This window comes from Legionella qingyii (genome assembly GCF_003184185.1).
In genome coordinates, this window is sequence record NZ_QHJG01000021.1 from 109,959 (window position 1) to 125,826 (window position 15,868).

A 15,868-nucleotide genomic window follows, 5' to 3' on the forward strand; every position below is an offset into this window, starting at 1 on the left:
GCGCTCTCCGAGCTTTAGGTTAAGAAATCACTCAGGCCTGCTGCGAAGTATGATCAAAGTAAGATCAAAACTATAGCTATCTTAATAAGGAATAAAAATTCCCAATCTTTTGATAAACAAAGTAATAGCCTTTTGAGGACATACGTATTCGTTATTAGCTCATACTGAAAACCTTGAGCAAAACTGTTTTCAGAAGAACTGAATCGAAAACTAAATAAAGGGACAGTATTTATGGAGAACTTTTACCAACATAAAAACTCCTATCCTCATCTACATACTCTTTTTGTACTCTGTTAACAAACTCAGTAATAAGTTTATCGCATGATCCTTTTCGTTCTCCGCCTTCAATGTTGGCATCAAAAAAGCGGCAAGAAGAGCCTTTATCTCTCCCTATATATACTTCATGTGATATCTCTTTAGTAACAGGGTATGTAACTAAAACATGTTTGCTTTGTTCTAATATCGTTTTAAATTTCTCTGCAGTTAAATCTTTTTTACGAATCTCTTCATCGGTATGTGGAATATTATTTTGATGAAATGCGAAATGATCAGCGTCCTTATTCCCGTCATTTTCAGCTTCTAACTCCATGTTTTCTTCTTTAATAGCTTCTGCAAGAAATTTTTTATCATCTTTTAGATAATTGTCTGGACTTTCTCCCCGCAAAATAATGTTCAAGTAGACATTTGACATTGGCCTGCACATACCAACTGTTTTTCCATCATCATTGGTTGCCAAATTATATTTTTTTAAAACATCATGTTGTGTGGTAAATGAAGTTGTATTTTTAGATGAAAATTTAAACATATCCTTCCTAAAATAGGTAAATTACAGAATTAGGATAAAACCAATTATAGCTGATTAATTAGGTTTTATTGCAAAAAAAATTAAAACTTTACTAACATTTCAGGTGTCTCAGACAGATACCATAGGTTTAATGACAGCTATCAAGACTTTCGGATAAATGACATTTGGATGAGCAACAGCCTATAGATCTACCTAAATTTTGATAGTAACTCCATGACGATGAATTAGGAAACAAAGCAGAAATCCAGTAGAATTTTGGTTCTACCGGATTTCTTTTATGATTATCATTTTTTTGAATTTTGTTTTGAACTCAAAAGGTAGTCCGCTGTGGTTCCAATTTCAAAACCCTCTTCATGAGCAAAATACGGATTTCTCGCTGCTTTGGCTCCTCCCAACATAGTGTGTGCCAGCCATCCAGCCTTGGCATAAACAATCTTTCTTTGATCAGCATTAGCTCCTTTTTGTAGTTCCGCCTCGGCTTCTTCATGAAAAGACTGTGCTATTTTAGTTTCATTTTTTAGCGTTTTAAACTCCTTGCGTCCTCTTTCCAGTATATTCTTGGGTTTAAAATCATCTATTTGCGTTCCTCTTTCAAAATGCTCGACATGTTTTTTCTCTAAATCAATACCCTCTTTATCCAGATGTTGGTTAACGGCTTGCACGTGAGATGGGGTTTTTTCATGTAACATTTTTCGCTCTGGAAATTTGTACTCATAGTTTGGATCTGCCTTTCCCACCAAGCCCTCTTTTACAACCTTATAAGTCACATTTAAAAGATTTTCATTGTTGCCTTTTTTCATTTCATAACACCTTAATTTTAACCTTGAAATTTAATTTTAAATCAAATTGATTAAGGTATTATTAAGGTGATTAATTTCAGACCTTATTTTTTGTTTGGCAAGGACTCAGTCAAGTTAAATTTTTGTTCCACAAGCAAGAGCTCTTGTCGAATTTTAGATACAAAGACTCAATGCTGCGGCATCGTGCCAAACTTCTTTAGTGTCCCGAAATTGGGTTCGTTGTTGTGGCGCCCAGTTGGTGTGCCGCCCGACGGTTACAGTGAGGCGGTTTCTTGTTTTTCCCATGAGGGCAAGTACTGTCTGTGGCCCGTTGGTGATTTGAATCGAATGAAGCACTCCTCGAGTGGGGCCCTCCACCCGAATATTGAGTCCATTATGTGACTGATATTTTGTACCCGTGCTCATCTGCTGGATCGACTTGCTTCTTAGAACCAATTGATCCTTGCATACAAATAACCTAACCCATTGAAAATAATGAATTAGCTCATTCTTAACAAAGTGAATAAAGTTTTTCCATATTCTTCAACAGGCCGCACCATATTTTATAGTTTGCTTCACCCTGCCGAGCGCTTAAATTTTAACCAAATTATGTACATTCCTCAAAGTTAAAATTTTTTAAAAAAATACTCAAGTCAAGACTGTTTTTTATTTTTTTCTTTGTTAAGATATCCAAGAAAATTTTCCTATTCCTATAAACACCTCTTGTGGATAACTCACTTCTTCGTTTCATTAAATCAAATAAGCTAACATCTACTGACTTCTCAAAATCCCTTGTTTTATAAGGATTATAACTCATTTTAGTTATTCTGTTCTCTTAAATTATTTATCCACAAAATCTGTGGATAATCCTGTGAACATGATGTAAAACACCTTGTAAAATCAGCTTGATTGGCACTTGTTTCATAACGTTCCAAAGTGCTCTCCGAGATTTAGATTAAGAAATCCTTCCATATTTTTGTAATTTGCTTCACCCTAAAAAATGACTAAATCTTAACCAAGGCAAGTGCGTTACTCACAGTTAAAACTTTTTAAAAAAAATACTTAAGTCAAGACTGTTTTTTATTTTTTTCTTTGTTAAGATATCCAAGAAAATTTTCCCATTTCTACAAACACCTCTTGTGGATAACTCTTCTCTTCATATCAGTAAATAAAAAATCACACTTATATATAAGTTCAAGAAATTCTTATTCTACAAAGCTTATTCAGCATTTATTTATTATTGGACTAAAATCGATTTATCCACAAAATCTGTGGATAATCCTGTGTATAGGATGCGTAATATCTTGTGAAATCAACTTATTTGTGTGCATCTTGGATGCGCAGCAGTAGTTCAGAACAATTCAATTTAATATAACTTTTAATATAAAAAAATTCTTAACCATGTTTAAATAGACCTCAAAAAAGATAGACGAAACTAAATCTGGAATCTGGGTGAACCCCAAGGCCTCATTTTCGTTTTAGTTTGGTTATATTAACTTAAATAAACACCATATGGCTCATAACGATCGATACTTACAAGCAAAAAGAGTAACCCTTTTGGGAGCTATTTCAAACGCCCTGCTTGGTCTCATTAAACTCATTGGCGGATATTTTTTCCACTCTCATGCACTAGTTGCAGATGGGGTTCATTCCTTATCTGATCTCATAACAGATGCAATGGTTTTATTTGCCTCTAAATACGGCAGTCTTGATGCAGATGCCAGTCATCCTTATGGCCATCAACGCATTGAAACAGCTGCGACTTTATTGTTATCTCTTTTACTTATTTTTGCAGGCATTGGCATCGCCTGGGATTCAATATATGACTTACTCCACTCCAACTATATCACGCCCAATTGGTTCACTCTGCCAATAATTTGTATTTCCATCGTAAGCAATGAAATTTTGTTTCACTATACACTGTATATTGGAAGATACATCAATTCCAAATTAATTACAGCAAATGCCTGGCATCATCGCTCAGATGCGGCTTCCTCTCTGGTTGTCTTGGTAGGCTTAATTGGCAGTATTGCCGGTTTTGGTTATCTTGATGCCGTAGCCGCCATTATAGTCGGGATTATGATTGTTAAAATGGGTTGGGATTATGCTTGGAATAGTGTCAAGGAATTGGTTGATACCGCGGTCAGCCCTGAGTTATTGGCACAAATTGAAGAAGTAATTCAAAATGTAGATGGAGTTGAAAAAATTCATCAATTAAGAACTCGCTCAATGGGAGAAGATGTATTAATTGATGTACATATTTTAGTTTCACCTAAAATATCGGTTTCTGAAGGACATTATATAGCGCAACACGTCCACCATGCACTTGCAGATCAAATAGAGAGCGTCAAAGATGTGATTGTCCATGTTGATCCAGAAGATGACGAGCGTTGTTGCCCCTCTTTGCATTTGCCCAGCAGAAAAGTATTGCACGAACTACTACTCAATGAAGTACATATTGATTTCCCTCAAATTCAATTTTGGAATTTACATTATCTGGATGGCAAAATTGGAATAGATATAGTCTGCGATGAAACATTCAACCAGTGGCAAGAATTACATCATCGAGTGATTCTGGCATTAAAACTACAATCTGATATTGTAGAAGTTCGTTTATTTAGCTTGCATGAGGCCATGCATCACTACTAAACTACTGGATTTAATTAAGTCTTGTTGTTTCCCGGGTGAACTACGGCCTGGGTGAAACAGCGAAACCCGGGGTTTAAAAAGGCATATTCCAGTCCAGAAAATTCCGAGTTTCACTTCAATTCACCCAGGCTTCAGTACACCCAGATTACAATTTAAACTATAAAATTCTAGAATAAATAATAGGATAAACGATGGTATCAGCTACCACCTTAAAGATTTTTTTTGCATGTTCCATTTTTATAGTCATTTTAATTGCTGGCTGGTATCCGTTTAGAAAACGTATTAAAGATGATCAGCATATTGATTTTCCTGTAGGAGAAACCCTCGCTACAGGAGTGTTCTTGGGGGCTGGGTTGTTGCATATGCTTCCAGATGCGAATTCATTATTTAAAAAAATGGGATATAACTACCCTTTTGCTTACATCATTACTGGTGCCGTATTTCTGATTTTTCTCTGGTTCGAACATTTAGGGAAAGAGCTTTATCATCATAATAATACAAAACATCCTGCCTTTGCCATTTTAGCCTGGGGTATGCTATCCGTTCATTCAATTATGTTGGGAGCGGCTTTAGGATTATCTCATTATAACTCCATGATAATTATGATCTTTCTTGCTATTATTACCCATAAATGGGCAGAAAGTTTTGCTGTGGCAGTGCAATTAAATAAAAGTTCTATGAGCATGAATACCAGCCTGGTCTTTTTTATTTTATTCAGCTTGATGACTCCCCTCGGTATCTATTTGGGTTGGTACTTTGGACATGGAGTAGAAACCGATTCATTATTTGATCCAATTTTACTTGCGGCTTCATCAGGAACATTTCTCTATCTGGGAACCCTACATGGCTTGGAACGCTGTGTTATGGTAGAACGCTGTTGTAACCTCAAAGATTTCAGTTTCGTGATTATAGGCTTCTCGCTTATGGCATTGGTGGCTGTTTATGTCTAAATTGATACAACAAAAACCGATTATCCTTGCCTCCAGCTCTTCAATAAGATTAAAATTGCTGCAGTCTCTTGGCATTGAATTTTCTGTGGTTCCCTCTCATTGCGATGAAGATGCAATTAAGGCATCCTTCAACTCAGAGAGCACACTAGATTTAGGCTATGCGCTTGCAGCAAGTAAAGCATTGGCAGTCAGCCAGCAATATCCAGACCATTTCATTATTGCCGCAGATCAACTTTGTCTATTTGGACAAACCCTGCTGAACAAACCATTGAACCATCATACTGCTGTGGCGCACTTGCGTTTGTTAAGCGGCAAAGAACATCTGCAAATTGCCTGTCTTTGCATCGCAAAAAATAATGAACTCCTTTGGCAACATCATGAAACAGCGTACTTAACATTGCACCATTTAAGTGAACATTCAATTGAGGCTTATTTACGCAGTGAAAAGCCTTATCATAGTTGTGGTGGTTATCAATATGAAAGCCTGGGTAAATGGTTATTTAAAGAAGTTCAGGGCAATGAAGATACTATTTTAGGTTTACCTTTACTTCCTTTATCCAACGCATTAATGAAGCTTGGTGCGGTCAGTTTCTGATTATTTCATAGAACCCAGGGGATCAAAAGGCATTATATTTCCTGGGTTTCGTTTCACTTCACCCAGGCTGCTTTTTCAAATAAATACTAGAAAAATCATCAGATTAATGAATTATTGTATTTATTAAGATCATTTTGTTATGATTCTTTATCACTTGCTATGGAATTTAGAAAAAAATGGAAGGAAAAATTGAAAATCCTGTTACAGAAACTCCTGCATTAAGTTTGTTTGAATTTAAAACACAACTCGCAAACCATATGAAAGAGTGTGCAATTTTTAAAATAACATCAGAGAAAGAAATTGAGGAATTAGAATTAAGAAATGATCATGATGGTTTGATTGGGCTACATGAACAGATAATTACAACGGTCAAGGAGCAAATTGCGGTTAAAGAACAGCAATTAAAAACCGCTGATTCCTATATAAATTACACTTGGGATTTATTGCCTCGGATTACTAGCCAAATTGCCAGGCAAAACATGTATATAGAAGAATTACAATTACAATTGATTAAAATAAAATCTTTAAAATTTTTATTCTCTTTGAATCCGAGTGAACTGTTTGAGGAAGCATTAAGAAACAAACCCTCTGCTTTACTCATTATTCAGACTCCAAAACTGATTGCAAAAATCCCTAACCATCAATTAACGGATATGACGAGCAAGGACCCAGAGCTCATTAAATCACTGGCCCCTATTTTAGCAGCACGTGAATACTCATTTGAAACATCTAATATTTTTGCCGAACTCAAACAGCAAGTCCAAACTGAGGAAGATAAATCCTTTATTGTCGAAAAAGAGAATGCTGCGATCCGCGATTTGCTAGTCAAAATTAATAAGTATCTCGATAAAAAAATAGAACAAGCCTTGAACGAAAATACTCATCCCTGGGCACTTGGATATTTTGGATCACGCCACAAATTAAATAAAGGCGATAAAAAAGTATCTGTACCCCAGGGTATTTATGAATTAAAAGGGCATTTAGAGCAACTCAATCAAATTGCCCCCAGTGAAATCTTGACCAAGATGCAAAATACACTGCAGATTAAAAACCTAAGAAATCAGAATGAATCCTTGCTTCAGCAGTTTAAACGACTTATTAGTTATCTTTTTGGATATTATCAATCGCAAGATACAGCAGAAGAATATGAATATCTGGATCAAGTCACAGCAGGAAAACGATCTATCTCTTGACAAAGCAAGTACATATCAAAACAATACTTCAATTTGAACACGCAGTAGAAGCCTACTGCTCTCCCAGATTGGACAAATTTTAATCGTAATCAGGACTCAACATGCAAATTACAAAAATTCAGGCCCGTGAAATTCTGGACTCTCGTGGTAACCCTACTGTTGAAGCGGATGTTATTTTAAAAAGTGGAACTCAAGGAAGAGCGAGCGTTCCATCCGGAGCATCAACAGGAAGTCGTGAAGCCTGTGAACTCCGCGATCAGGATCCCAAACGCTATAATGGTAAGGGGGTGCAACAAGCGGTTGCTTATGTTAATCATGAAATCAATCAAGCATTACACCTTTTTTCCATCGAAGATCAAGACGCTTTGGATCAGAAATTATGCCAATTAGACGGCACAGAAAATAAATCACGTCTTGGAGCAAATGCCATTCTTGCTGTTTCTCTTGCAGCCGCAAGAGCCCGAGCAAATGAGCAGAAGTTACCTTTGTATGCTGCACTAAACCAAGGTGAAAAAATGTGCATGCCTGTACCCATGATGAATATATTAAATGGCGGTGCTCATGCGGACAATAATGTTGATATTCAAGAATTTATGATTATGCCCGTCGGTGCTGCTGATTTTCCCACTGCCTTACGAATGGGTACTGAGATTTTTCATGGATTAAAATCTGTTTTAAAAAAACAAGGTTTAAATACTGCAGTAGGAGATGAAGGAGGTTTCGCTCCCAATATTAAATCGAACGACCAAGCCTTAGACCTGCTTTGTGAGGCAATTGAAAAAGCTGGATTTAAATTGGGTGATGAGATAGTACTTGCATTGGATGTCGCTGCTTCTGAGCTATATGACCAAGGCATGTATCATATGACTTCTGAAAATCAAAAATTTAATTCAATGCAACTAATTGATTATTATACTAATCTCGTTGCTAATTATCCTATAGTAAGTATTGAAGATGGCTTGGATGAAAAAGATTGGAGCGGATGGAGTCATTTGACAGCTCAATTGGGCGGAACAATTCAATTGGTAGGTGATGATGTATTTGTTACTAACCCCAAAATTTTACAAGAGGGCATCACTCAAAAGGTAGCCAATGCCATTCTCATTAAAGTCAATCAAATCGGAACTTTGAGTGAAACACGACAAACAATTCAATTAGCCCATCAAAATGGTTATCGTTGTGTGATGTCACATCGCTCAGGTGAAACAGAAGATACTTTTATTGCGGACCTTGCCGTTGCTACAGGCTGTGGTCAAATTAAAACGGGCTCCCTATGCCGTACTGATCGCGTTGCAAAGTACAATCAACTGTTACGCATTAATGAAATTGCTGCATTACCTTATGCAGGAAGATCCATATTGAAAAGATAGATTTTAATTATAACCCGGGTAAAGGCGAAAGCCTTACCCCGGGGTTTCGTGCAGGCATAATACTCATCCCGGATTTCACAGCTCTTTACCAGGCTACACGTTCTTAATCCTCCGAAAAATGAATATTTGTGTGGTACTTAGTGCGATTAAGGCAAAAACTGCTTCGAAATACTTTAATATTTGCTTAATTGGCAAATACTCTGCGTGCAAACTCATCAATGCAATGCACATGAAGAAGGATTTTTAGATCCACAAACGATTATGCCAAGATCAGAGCTTTTTTTGTGCATCCTAACCATGCTCGGCAAGGCCTCGGAAAAATGCTTCTGGAATATTGTGAGCAACAAGCCTTGTTTCAAGGATTTACAAAGGCAACCTTGCCTGGAGTCAAACTATATCAGGTTTGCGGCTATCAAATTATTGGACCAGAATATTTTACCCTCCCCGATGGTGAACAGTTTAAAATGTTAAAAGTGATAAAACACTTTTAAAATTAGGGTCTGCTGACAATTCGCCTCACCGCCTACGTGCCGCGGTTTTTCCCTGTCTCTTAATCAAGAGACAGGTCACTGTATTCGGACTACACTCATAAAACTAATCATTTTTTCTGGAACGATAGTCTGGGATTTCCTTAGGATAGCGGCCTTTTATCGTTTTAAAAAAATCAAGAATCATTGGGAAATCTTTATCGATATCTCCCGATGGTTGGAACTTTTCATGAATTCGCAGTTCCTTTGTTGAATAATCAGGTCCTACCATGACTATAGGCAACCCGGCTTGACACGCGATATGGTAAAATCCCTCTTTCCAACGAGTTACTGCACTACGCGTCCCCTCAGGGGTAATGGCAAGCTTAAACTCATCACGAGAGCGAAATATTTCTACGACTTGCTCGACTGTCTTATTTTTTTTAGAACGATCTACAGGGGCTCCGCCTAAAGCCTTTAACAATAAACCTAAAGGAAAGAAGAACAATTGATCTTTTGCTAAAAAGTTAATTTTAATTCCCATTGAAAAACGAGCAAATAAACCAACAGCAAAATCCCAATTACTGGTGTGAGGAGCCACAACAACCAAATATTTTTTATCTTCTGGTAATTTGCCGACAACTTTCCATCCAAACAGTTTTAAAATAAAACGACCAAAATTTTTCATAATCAAAATCAAAAATTATTTTTTTTTAGTATATACAAATTATCATGTTGATACACCACTATCTCACAATGGAATCTAGTTTGCCAAAGCAAGAACGATAAAAAAATCAATAAACCGCACCACAGAACAATATTTATACTAAAATAATACATATATAGGTGGAGCTATGGAGTGCCAAAATGAATAAGCAAGATCCTGCACTTGAATTTTCCAATCCACGTTTACTGGCAAGTGTTTATTATGGATTACTGTCTGTTGTCGGAACGATACTCATTAATGCTTTTCTCACGACAATCGGTTTCGAGGAACTTGTACCTTTATTTAAGGCTATTATCCTGGGGATGATTGTAGCGTCCATAACTGGAGCTCTATTTGGAGAGCGAATCGTTCATTGCCCTGAACCCTATAAACTCAAAACATTTTTGTTGGGTTTTATCATGGTTCTGCTTTCCTTACCTTTTTTTGATCTTGGCCTGCTGCTCTTTATGGATACCTCAGAAAACCAAGTATTAAGAGTAACTAATTTTAATGATTTTGTTTCCGCTTACTTTATTGTCCTTGGCTACAGTTATATTCTTTTTGGCTTATGGCTCGCCATTGCATCGGGTTTAGCCTCTATCTATTTACGAGGCCATTTTGTCCACCATATTTTGTATACGGACAAGCGACGAAGTCATCGTTTACCTCAATATATAAGTGCAACAAAAAAAACCAAATCAAAGCCAGCACAAAAATCTCGTACTTTGCAGCGCAAAAAAACTTAAGTAAAATCCTTCAATACTCAGCTTTTCATCGCATTGTAGCCTGGGTAAACGCGCAAGCAATAACCTGGAATTCCTATCAGAGAGTTTCCGGATTTTACTTCGCTAACTCCAGCTACAGAGCATCCAGGATATAATTGATTTGGACTTTTATGCCTACATTTACTTTCACTGATAAAGAACATCTATTTCTTCGATTAGCTCAAAAAAACACTGTTCTCACCCCCAATAACCGACTCAGTGAAGCGATACTTCAACAGTATTTCTCCCAATGCAATAAGCAAACCATAGAAAAACCACAATGCATGCCGTTTAGCGTTGCATTAGTTAAGGCCTATGAGCAACTCAATTGCCTTAATCCACATAGTTTCCATCCCACTTTGTTAAACAGCACTCAATGTCAGTATCTATGGCGCAAAATAATTCAATCTGAATCGAATATAACTTACAGTGAAGGTCTGCTCAAATCGATAATCAGCGCTTGGGAACGTTGCCAACTATGGCAAATTAGCATGGAGGATCCTGCTTTTCATTACACAGCGCAAACACAACAATTCCAAAAGTGGTGGCAATTATTTGATAAGCAATTAAAACGACAACATTTAATTACTGAATATCAATTAGTCCCTTATTTACTCGATGTCGATAGTTCTTTTTTTTCTCAAGATATTGTTTGGGTTTGTTTTGATGATTTTACTCCGCAGCAAATACGTCTACAGGAGCATCTGGCGAAAAAGGGATTTGTTCAATACCAATATGATTTAAAAGAAAAATTATCCAACACTAAGGTATTCGCAGCTCAAGACAACAAAGAAGAATATCAACAGCTCATGTTATGGTTGCATTTAAAAATACAAGAAGGAAACCAACGGATAGGTGTCGTGGTCCCCAATTTAGAACAAGAATCGCCTTCATTACAAAGAATGTTGGCACATCATTTTGAGTCATCATACTTTAATATCTCTCTAGGCCAATCTCTAAGCAATTTCCCTTTAGTTTCCCATGCTTTATGCTGGCTTGGTTTAGATGCCACGCATCTAAATTCGCATCAAGCAAGCTTGCTTCTGCAATCACCTTATTTAGGCAGTTCTAAAGAAGAATTCATCGCACGATCTGAGTACTTGCAAGATGGAGTATTATTAGAAAATCGTTCCATTCCATTAAATACTTTGATAAAGGAACTGCATCGTTATGCCCCCAAACTTGCTAAGTTATTAGACAATATTACTCCTTACCCTCATGAAGCTACGGTACAAGAATGGATAGACTTGTTTCAAAAACGCCTAAATACTTTGGGATTTCCTGGGGATTATACCCTTAGCTCCGAGAACTATCAGTGTTTTAATCGTTTTATTACTGTCTTTGATGAGCTGAGGCAATTTGCTTTACTCAAGTCAAGTTTTACAAAATCGGATGCCTTTGAGGCAATAAAAAATCTTACTGACAACACCATTTTCCAAGCGCAAAAAACCAACGCCCCAATTCAAATTTCTGGTCTATTGGAAGCTTCGGGATGTGAGTTTGACAGTTTATGGATCATGGGGTTAACCGATCAATGTTTACCTCAAAAAGTTCAGTTATCTGCGTTTATTCCTCCACCGTTGCAACGTCAGTTATGCATGCCTCATAGCTTGCCTGCTCGTGAACTGCAATTTGCTCGTCAGACCCTGCAACGATTACAAAGAGGTGCCGACTCTGTAGTATTTAGCTATGCCCAATTACAGGCTGATACACCCAATTTACCTTGTTCCTTAATTACCAACATTCCCCATTTTGAACCACTGCCAACACATTATGAAGCACAAAAGTTGTCTGAGTTAATGACTATAGAAGAATGCTTTAACATTCCTGTATTGCCAGAGGAGAACATTTATGGCGGCACAGCAATCCTGTCGAATCAAGCCAAGTGCCCTTTTAAAGCATTTGCTGAACACCGACTCCGAGCAAAAAGCTTTTTACAAACAAGAGATGGTTTAGATAATAAAGAACGAGGTCAAATCATTCATAAGGTAATGGAGCTGCTATGGCAAAAATTGAAGAGCCAGCATCAACTGCTTCATTTAGCCGCTGAGCTGTTGGAACAGTATATTGATGAAGCCATTCATACGGCTTTAGCTTCACTAAAAAATCAACATTGTGACGCCACCAATTCAATTCAGGAGGTGGAATACACGCGTTTAAAACGGCTGGTACGTACATGTCTTGACTGGGAAAAACAGCGAGCTCCTTTTACTGTTGCAGCGATAGAGCAATCTTATAAAATTAATTTAGCCGGTCTTGATTTTCAAGTGCGAGTGGATCGCTTGGATCTGGTTGAAAACAAAAAATGGGTTATTGATTATAAAAGCTCGCTGCCAACCAGCAAACCTTGGAATGAAGAACGGCCTAAAGAATCACAATTATTGCTTTATGCTTTGCTCGATGAACAAATTAACACGCTGCTCCTTCTTCAATTGAAAACCGGCAAAATTAGCTGTTCCGGTTTTAGTGAAGAAAAACAAAATATTAGTGGGATTACTGCCTTAAAGAAAGAAGAAACATGGACAGAATATAGAGATATCTGGCAGAAGCAACTAACTGAGTTAGCTAAAGAATTTCAAGATGGTTTCTGCCCACCGCAACCAGCCCATATAACTATTTGTCAACAATGTGATTTTCAGAATTTATGTCGTTTTCAAGTAGAGGAATAGTATTATCCTTTTGATGTTAATTATGATATAAGACTTTTAGCCTATTCAAACTCCATTGAAGTGGTTTTAATCCCCATGGTTTCCCTACTATTAATAATAACAAAGAGATGAATCATGCCTTTTAATCAAAGAAAATTAGAACTACGTTTAAGCGCCTGTGACAGCAAACTACACGCTTTATTTGCTAAAGCTCAAATCGGCGAAAAATTACAACAACAAGTAAATGCCGTACAAGATTATTATAACCTTTCTTATACCAAAGCAACGACTGCCAAAAAAGTTGAAGAAATTGCAGCCAGTTATGAATTATTTATTGACCAATTATCCAAGCTAAAAAAAGGGGAGCTAACTCCAAAAGCAGCATCAGAACGAATTGCAAGTGCTTGTGAATCCAGAAAAATTGGAGTCCTATTCCATAATCTCGCTAAAGCATGCGAACTCATGTTCTATGCAGCAACCGCTTTTTCACTGTATGCAGGTATCTTCGGTATCGCGCTACCGGTACTCATTGTCCAACCTGTTTTAGGGGTTGCAGTCGGAATAACAATAGTCGGAGCAATGCTTTCGGCAATATACAAAGCGGGTACATGTCTTACAGAATTTAGATCATTAAGTCGCCACGATGCTGAATACACTAATGAGTTAAGTTTGGTTTCATTCTTTAAACCAAAACATCAAGAAAAAGAAAACGTTGACCGGATTGAAGATGAAGAGTTAGAGGGAGCTTGCTGTTATAGTTAATATTCCTACTGAGTTCTGCCGTTTTATATTATATGAGAGTAGTCTGGGGGTAATGCAAGAACGAGATTCGCTTTGCAGTCCCAGGCTATGTTTTTTATAACACTTGCTACAATTGCGAAATTTAACCAGATGTTTAATAATGATAAAATCACGGGACAAGGGAGTGAACATGTCACTCAAATTAGCTAAAGTACGAATTCTATATTGTAGTTTAATCACATGCTTACTGAGTAGTTGTTTTCATCCGCCATATAATAATTTCAAACCAGTACATCCCATGCCCAAAAGAGTTGCTACTGGAGCCGTTGTAGGAACCGCTGTGGGTGCTGCAGCAACAGGAAGCGTAGCTGGCGCACTCGTAGGCACTGTTGCCGGAGGCACTGTTGGTGCTGCTGTAGGATTTTACAAAACCAGTAGACGCAGCATTATTAAAGAATTAAATAAAGAAAATATCGAGTACGTACAATATGGGGATACCATAACCTTGATTGTACCAGTTGATAAATATTTTATGTTTGAAAGTCCTCGCCTCAATGAAATCTGTTATCCAGGTCTGGAAAATATTATTAGATTATTAAAATTTTACCCGAACAGTCCTGTTTATGTCGCAGGGTTCACGGACAATGTGGGCACGAGTCGTCATAAAAAATTACTGTCCCAAGCTCAAGCTGAAACCATGCTTACCTTTTTATGGGCCAATAAAATTCCTGCCCAACTTCTTAAAGCAGAAGGTTATGGGGATAAAAATGATGTAGGTGACAATAAATTGATTCATGGTAGTGCATTTAATCGTCGCATTGAAATTCAGTGGTTCAATAATTATGGTACTAAGACTTGTGCAACATGTCCAATTACAGTACCATCACCAGTAGTCTATTCAATGAAGTAAGGCGGATAATGCGTTCAAGATTTATTGGGGGAATTCTTTTAATTGTTGGTACGTCTATAGGCGGGGGGATGCTCGCCTTGCCAGTTGCCAATGCAGCAACTGGTTTTTGGCAGTCTTCAATTTTTCTGTTCCTTTGCTGGGTATTCATGACATTAGGGGCATTTTTTATCCTTGAAGCCAATCTTTATTTACCCAGAGGAAAGCATATGGTTTCAATGGCGCAAGCCACTTTGGGTAATTATGGCCTGCTTGCTGCTTGGATAAGCTATCTTTTTTTACTTTATACCCTACTCTCTGCTTATATTTCAGGTGGAGCTGATGTATTAAACAGCCTCCTTTTTAAAATAGGATTGCATCTCGCTGATTGGCAAGCAAGTTTGTTATTTACACTTCTATTTGGGCTGGTTGTTTACGGTGGGATTCGTTATGTAGACTATGTCAACCGCGGCCTGATGTTTGGTAAATTGGCTGTTTATTTCTTATTAGTACTGCTTATTGCGCCACACATTGAACTACAGCATTTGCGTCATGGCGACATACAATATATCGGCGGCGCGATTATGATTTTAATTACCTCCTTCGGATTCGCCATCATTGTCCCCAATCTAAGAGACTATTTTGATGATGACGTGAAACAATTGAAAAAAGTTATTTTTATTGGTTCGCTAATTCCTCTATTTTGTTATTTGGCTTGGGATGCTGTTATTATGGGCGCCCTTCCATCTGAAGGAAGTCAAAACCTTGAGAGCTTAATGCATAATCCACATACTACCAGTGCTTTAGCAAGCCTGCTCTCGAATAAAGTGCAAAATACTATGATCAGTGCTTTATTTAACTTCTTCACCTCTATTTGTATGCTCACTGCATTTCTTGGCGTGTCCTTATGCTTATACAGTTTTCTTGCTGATGGCTTAAAGTTGCGTGAACGAGGAAATCATGGCATTGGGTTATTTTTACTCACCTTTGTACCCCCGCTACTTATCGTTATTTATTATCCTGGTGCATACATCCATGCATTAGGTTATGCCGGCATTTTTTGTATCATCCTACTACTACTTTTACCGGCATTAATGTGTTATTTTGGCAGAAAAAATCATCACTCTGTCTTTATTGTTCCAGGAGGTAAATGGACTCAAATCGCTGTAGTTGCTGTTTCTGTCGGGTTATTGATACATGAATTCTGGAATTTGCTATAGATAACTTAAATGAAACACCACAACCCAGGATTTCGAAGAGCCATGGGCAATGATACAATTGACTAAAATTGAACAACAAGGTATCATATTGGATT

General features: G+C 37.4%; 14 protein-coding genes. 11 read left to right on the top strand and 3 right to left on the bottom strand.

Annotated features, from left to right (window positions below; all coding sequences use genetic code 11):
* Window positions 1–229 precede the first annotated feature (229 nt).
* On the bottom strand, window positions 230–805 hold the full coding sequence (locus tag DGG96_RS13285; protein WP_110143138.1) for a hypothetical protein: 576 nt from the start codon (window positions 803–805) through the stop codon (window positions 230–232).
* Between the two features lie 284 nt (window positions 806–1,089).
* Entirely contained in the window at window positions 1,090–1,605 is a 516-nt protein-coding gene (locus DGG96_RS13290; RefSeq protein WP_110143139.1) for a hypothetical protein, read from the bottom strand.
* A 1,491-nt stretch (window positions 1,606–3,096) separates the two neighbouring features.
* Between DGG96_RS13290 and DGG96_RS13300 the strand changes: the two genes are divergently transcribed.
* The 6 genes from DGG96_RS13300 (at window position 3,097) to DGG96_RS13330 (ending at window position 8,832) form a co-directional block, all read left to right on the top strand.
* Complete coding sequence (locus DGG96_RS13300) at window positions 3,097–4,233, top strand: cation diffusion facilitator family transporter (RefSeq protein ID WP_110143141.1); 1,137 nt, start codon at window positions 3,097–3,099, stop codon at window positions 4,231–4,233.
* Window positions 4,234–4,424: 191 nt separating this feature from the next.
* Window positions 4,425–5,183: a ZIP family metal transporter gene (locus DGG96_RS13305; RefSeq protein ID WP_110143142.1), complete on the top strand. Its 759-nt coding sequence runs from the start codon at window positions 4,425–4,427 to the stop codon at window positions 5,181–5,183.
* On the top strand, window positions 5,176–5,778 hold the full coding sequence (locus DGG96_RS13310) for a Maf family protein (protein WP_110143143.1): 603 nt from the start codon (window positions 5,176–5,178) through the stop codon (window positions 5,776–5,778). Before DGG96_RS13305 ends, DGG96_RS13310 begins: the two co-directional genes overlap by 8 nt.
* Before the next feature lie 176 nt (window positions 5,779–5,954).
* Window positions 5,955–6,971 (top strand): hypothetical protein, encoded by a 1,017-nt coding sequence (locus tag DGG96_RS13315; RefSeq protein WP_110143144.1) that lies wholly within the window; start codon window positions 5,955–5,957, stop codon window positions 6,969–6,971.
* 101 nt (window positions 6,972–7,072) lie between these two features.
* On the top strand, window positions 7,073–8,341 hold the full coding sequence (gene eno / locus DGG96_RS13320; RefSeq protein WP_110143145.1) for a phosphopyruvate hydratase: 1,269 nt from the start codon (window positions 7,073–7,075) through the stop codon (window positions 8,339–8,341).
* A 284-nt stretch (window positions 8,342–8,625) separates the two neighbouring features.
* Window positions 8,626–8,832 (top strand): GNAT family N-acetyltransferase, encoded by a 207-nt coding sequence (locus DGG96_RS13330; protein WP_233590477.1) that lies wholly within the window; start codon window positions 8,626–8,628, stop codon window positions 8,830–8,832.
* A 103-nt stretch (window positions 8,833–8,935) separates the two neighbouring features.
* On the opposite strand, the gene DGG96_RS13335 is transcribed toward DGG96_RS13330, so the two are convergent.
* Complete coding sequence (locus tag DGG96_RS13335) at window positions 8,936–9,496, bottom strand: 1-acyl-sn-glycerol-3-phosphate acyltransferase (protein ID WP_110143147.1); 561 nt, start codon at window positions 9,494–9,496, stop codon at window positions 8,936–8,938.
* A gap of 179 nt (window positions 9,497–9,675) precedes the next feature.
* Here DGG96_RS13335 and DGG96_RS13340 point away from each other — a divergent pair, with 179 nt between their 5' ends.
* The 5 genes from DGG96_RS13340 to DGG96_RS13360 all read left to right on the top strand — a co-directional run bounded on the left by DGG96_RS13340 (window position 9,676) and on the right by DGG96_RS13360 (window position 15,773).
* Window positions 9,676–10,260 (top strand): hypothetical protein, encoded by a 585-nt coding sequence (locus DGG96_RS13340; RefSeq protein WP_110143148.1) that lies wholly within the window; start codon window positions 9,676–9,678, stop codon window positions 10,258–10,260.
* 149 nt (window positions 10,261–10,409) lie between these two features.
* On the top strand, window positions 10,410–12,947 hold the full coding sequence (locus DGG96_RS13345) for a PD-(D/E)XK nuclease family protein (RefSeq protein ID WP_110143149.1): 2,538 nt from the start codon (window positions 10,410–10,412) through the stop codon (window positions 12,945–12,947).
* A 114-nt stretch (window positions 12,948–13,061) separates the two neighbouring features.
* Window positions 13,062–13,688 (top strand): DUF5638 domain-containing protein, encoded by a 627-nt coding sequence (locus DGG96_RS13350; protein WP_110143150.1) that lies wholly within the window; start codon window positions 13,062–13,064, stop codon window positions 13,686–13,688.
* A 169-nt stretch (window positions 13,689–13,857) separates the two neighbouring features.
* A complete protein-coding gene (gene cmpA / locus DGG96_RS13355) occupies window positions 13,858–14,577 on the top strand; it encodes a C-OmpA-like family protein CmpA (RefSeq protein WP_110143151.1) in 720 nt (239 codons plus the stop codon).
* An 8-nt stretch (window positions 14,578–14,585) separates the two neighbouring features.
* On the top strand, window positions 14,586–15,773 hold the full coding sequence (locus tag DGG96_RS13360) for an amino acid permease (protein ID WP_110143152.1): 1,188 nt from the start codon (window positions 14,586–14,588) through the stop codon (window positions 15,771–15,773).
* Window positions 15,774–15,868: the final 95 nt, after the last annotated feature.

Coding starts and splice junctions, on each gene's coding strand:
- DGG96_RS13285 (WP_110143138.1), bottom strand. CDS start 805: ATGTTTAAATTTTCATCTAAAAATACAACTTCATTTACCACACAACAT.
- DGG96_RS13290 (WP_110143139.1), bottom strand. CDS start 1,605: ATGAAAAAAGGCAACAATGAAAATCTTTTAAATGTGACTTATAAGGTT.
- DGG96_RS13300 (WP_110143141.1), top strand. CDS start 3,097: ATGGCTCATAACGATCGATACTTACAAGCAAAAAGAGTAACCCTTTTG.
- DGG96_RS13305 (WP_110143142.1), top strand. CDS start 4,425: ATGGTATCAGCTACCACCTTAAAGATTTTTTTTGCATGTTCCATTTTT.
- DGG96_RS13310 (WP_110143143.1), top strand. CDS start 5,176: ATGTCTAAATTGATACAACAAAAACCGATTATCCTTGCCTCCAGCTCT.
- DGG96_RS13315 (WP_110143144.1), top strand. CDS start 5,955: ATGGAAGGAAAAATTGAAAATCCTGTTACAGAAACTCCTGCATTAAGT.
- eno (WP_110143145.1), top strand. CDS start 7,073: ATGCAAATTACAAAAATTCAGGCCCGTGAAATTCTGGACTCTCGTGGT.
- DGG96_RS13335 (WP_110143147.1), bottom strand. CDS start 9,496: ATGAAAAATTTTGGTCGTTTTATTTTAAAACTGTTTGGATGGAAAGTT.
- DGG96_RS13340 (WP_110143148.1), top strand. CDS start 9,676: ATGAATAAGCAAGATCCTGCACTTGAATTTTCCAATCCACGTTTACTG.
- DGG96_RS13345 (WP_110143149.1), top strand. CDS start 10,410: ATGCCTACATTTACTTTCACTGATAAAGAACATCTATTTCTTCGATTA.
- DGG96_RS13350 (WP_110143150.1), top strand. CDS start 13,062: ATGCCTTTTAATCAAAGAAAATTAGAACTACGTTTAAGCGCCTGTGAC.
- cmpA (WP_110143151.1), top strand. CDS start 13,858: ATGTCACTCAAATTAGCTAAAGTACGAATTCTATATTGTAGTTTAATC.
- DGG96_RS13360 (WP_110143152.1), top strand. CDS start 14,586: ATGCGTTCAAGATTTATTGGGGGAATTCTTTTAATTGTTGGTACGTCT.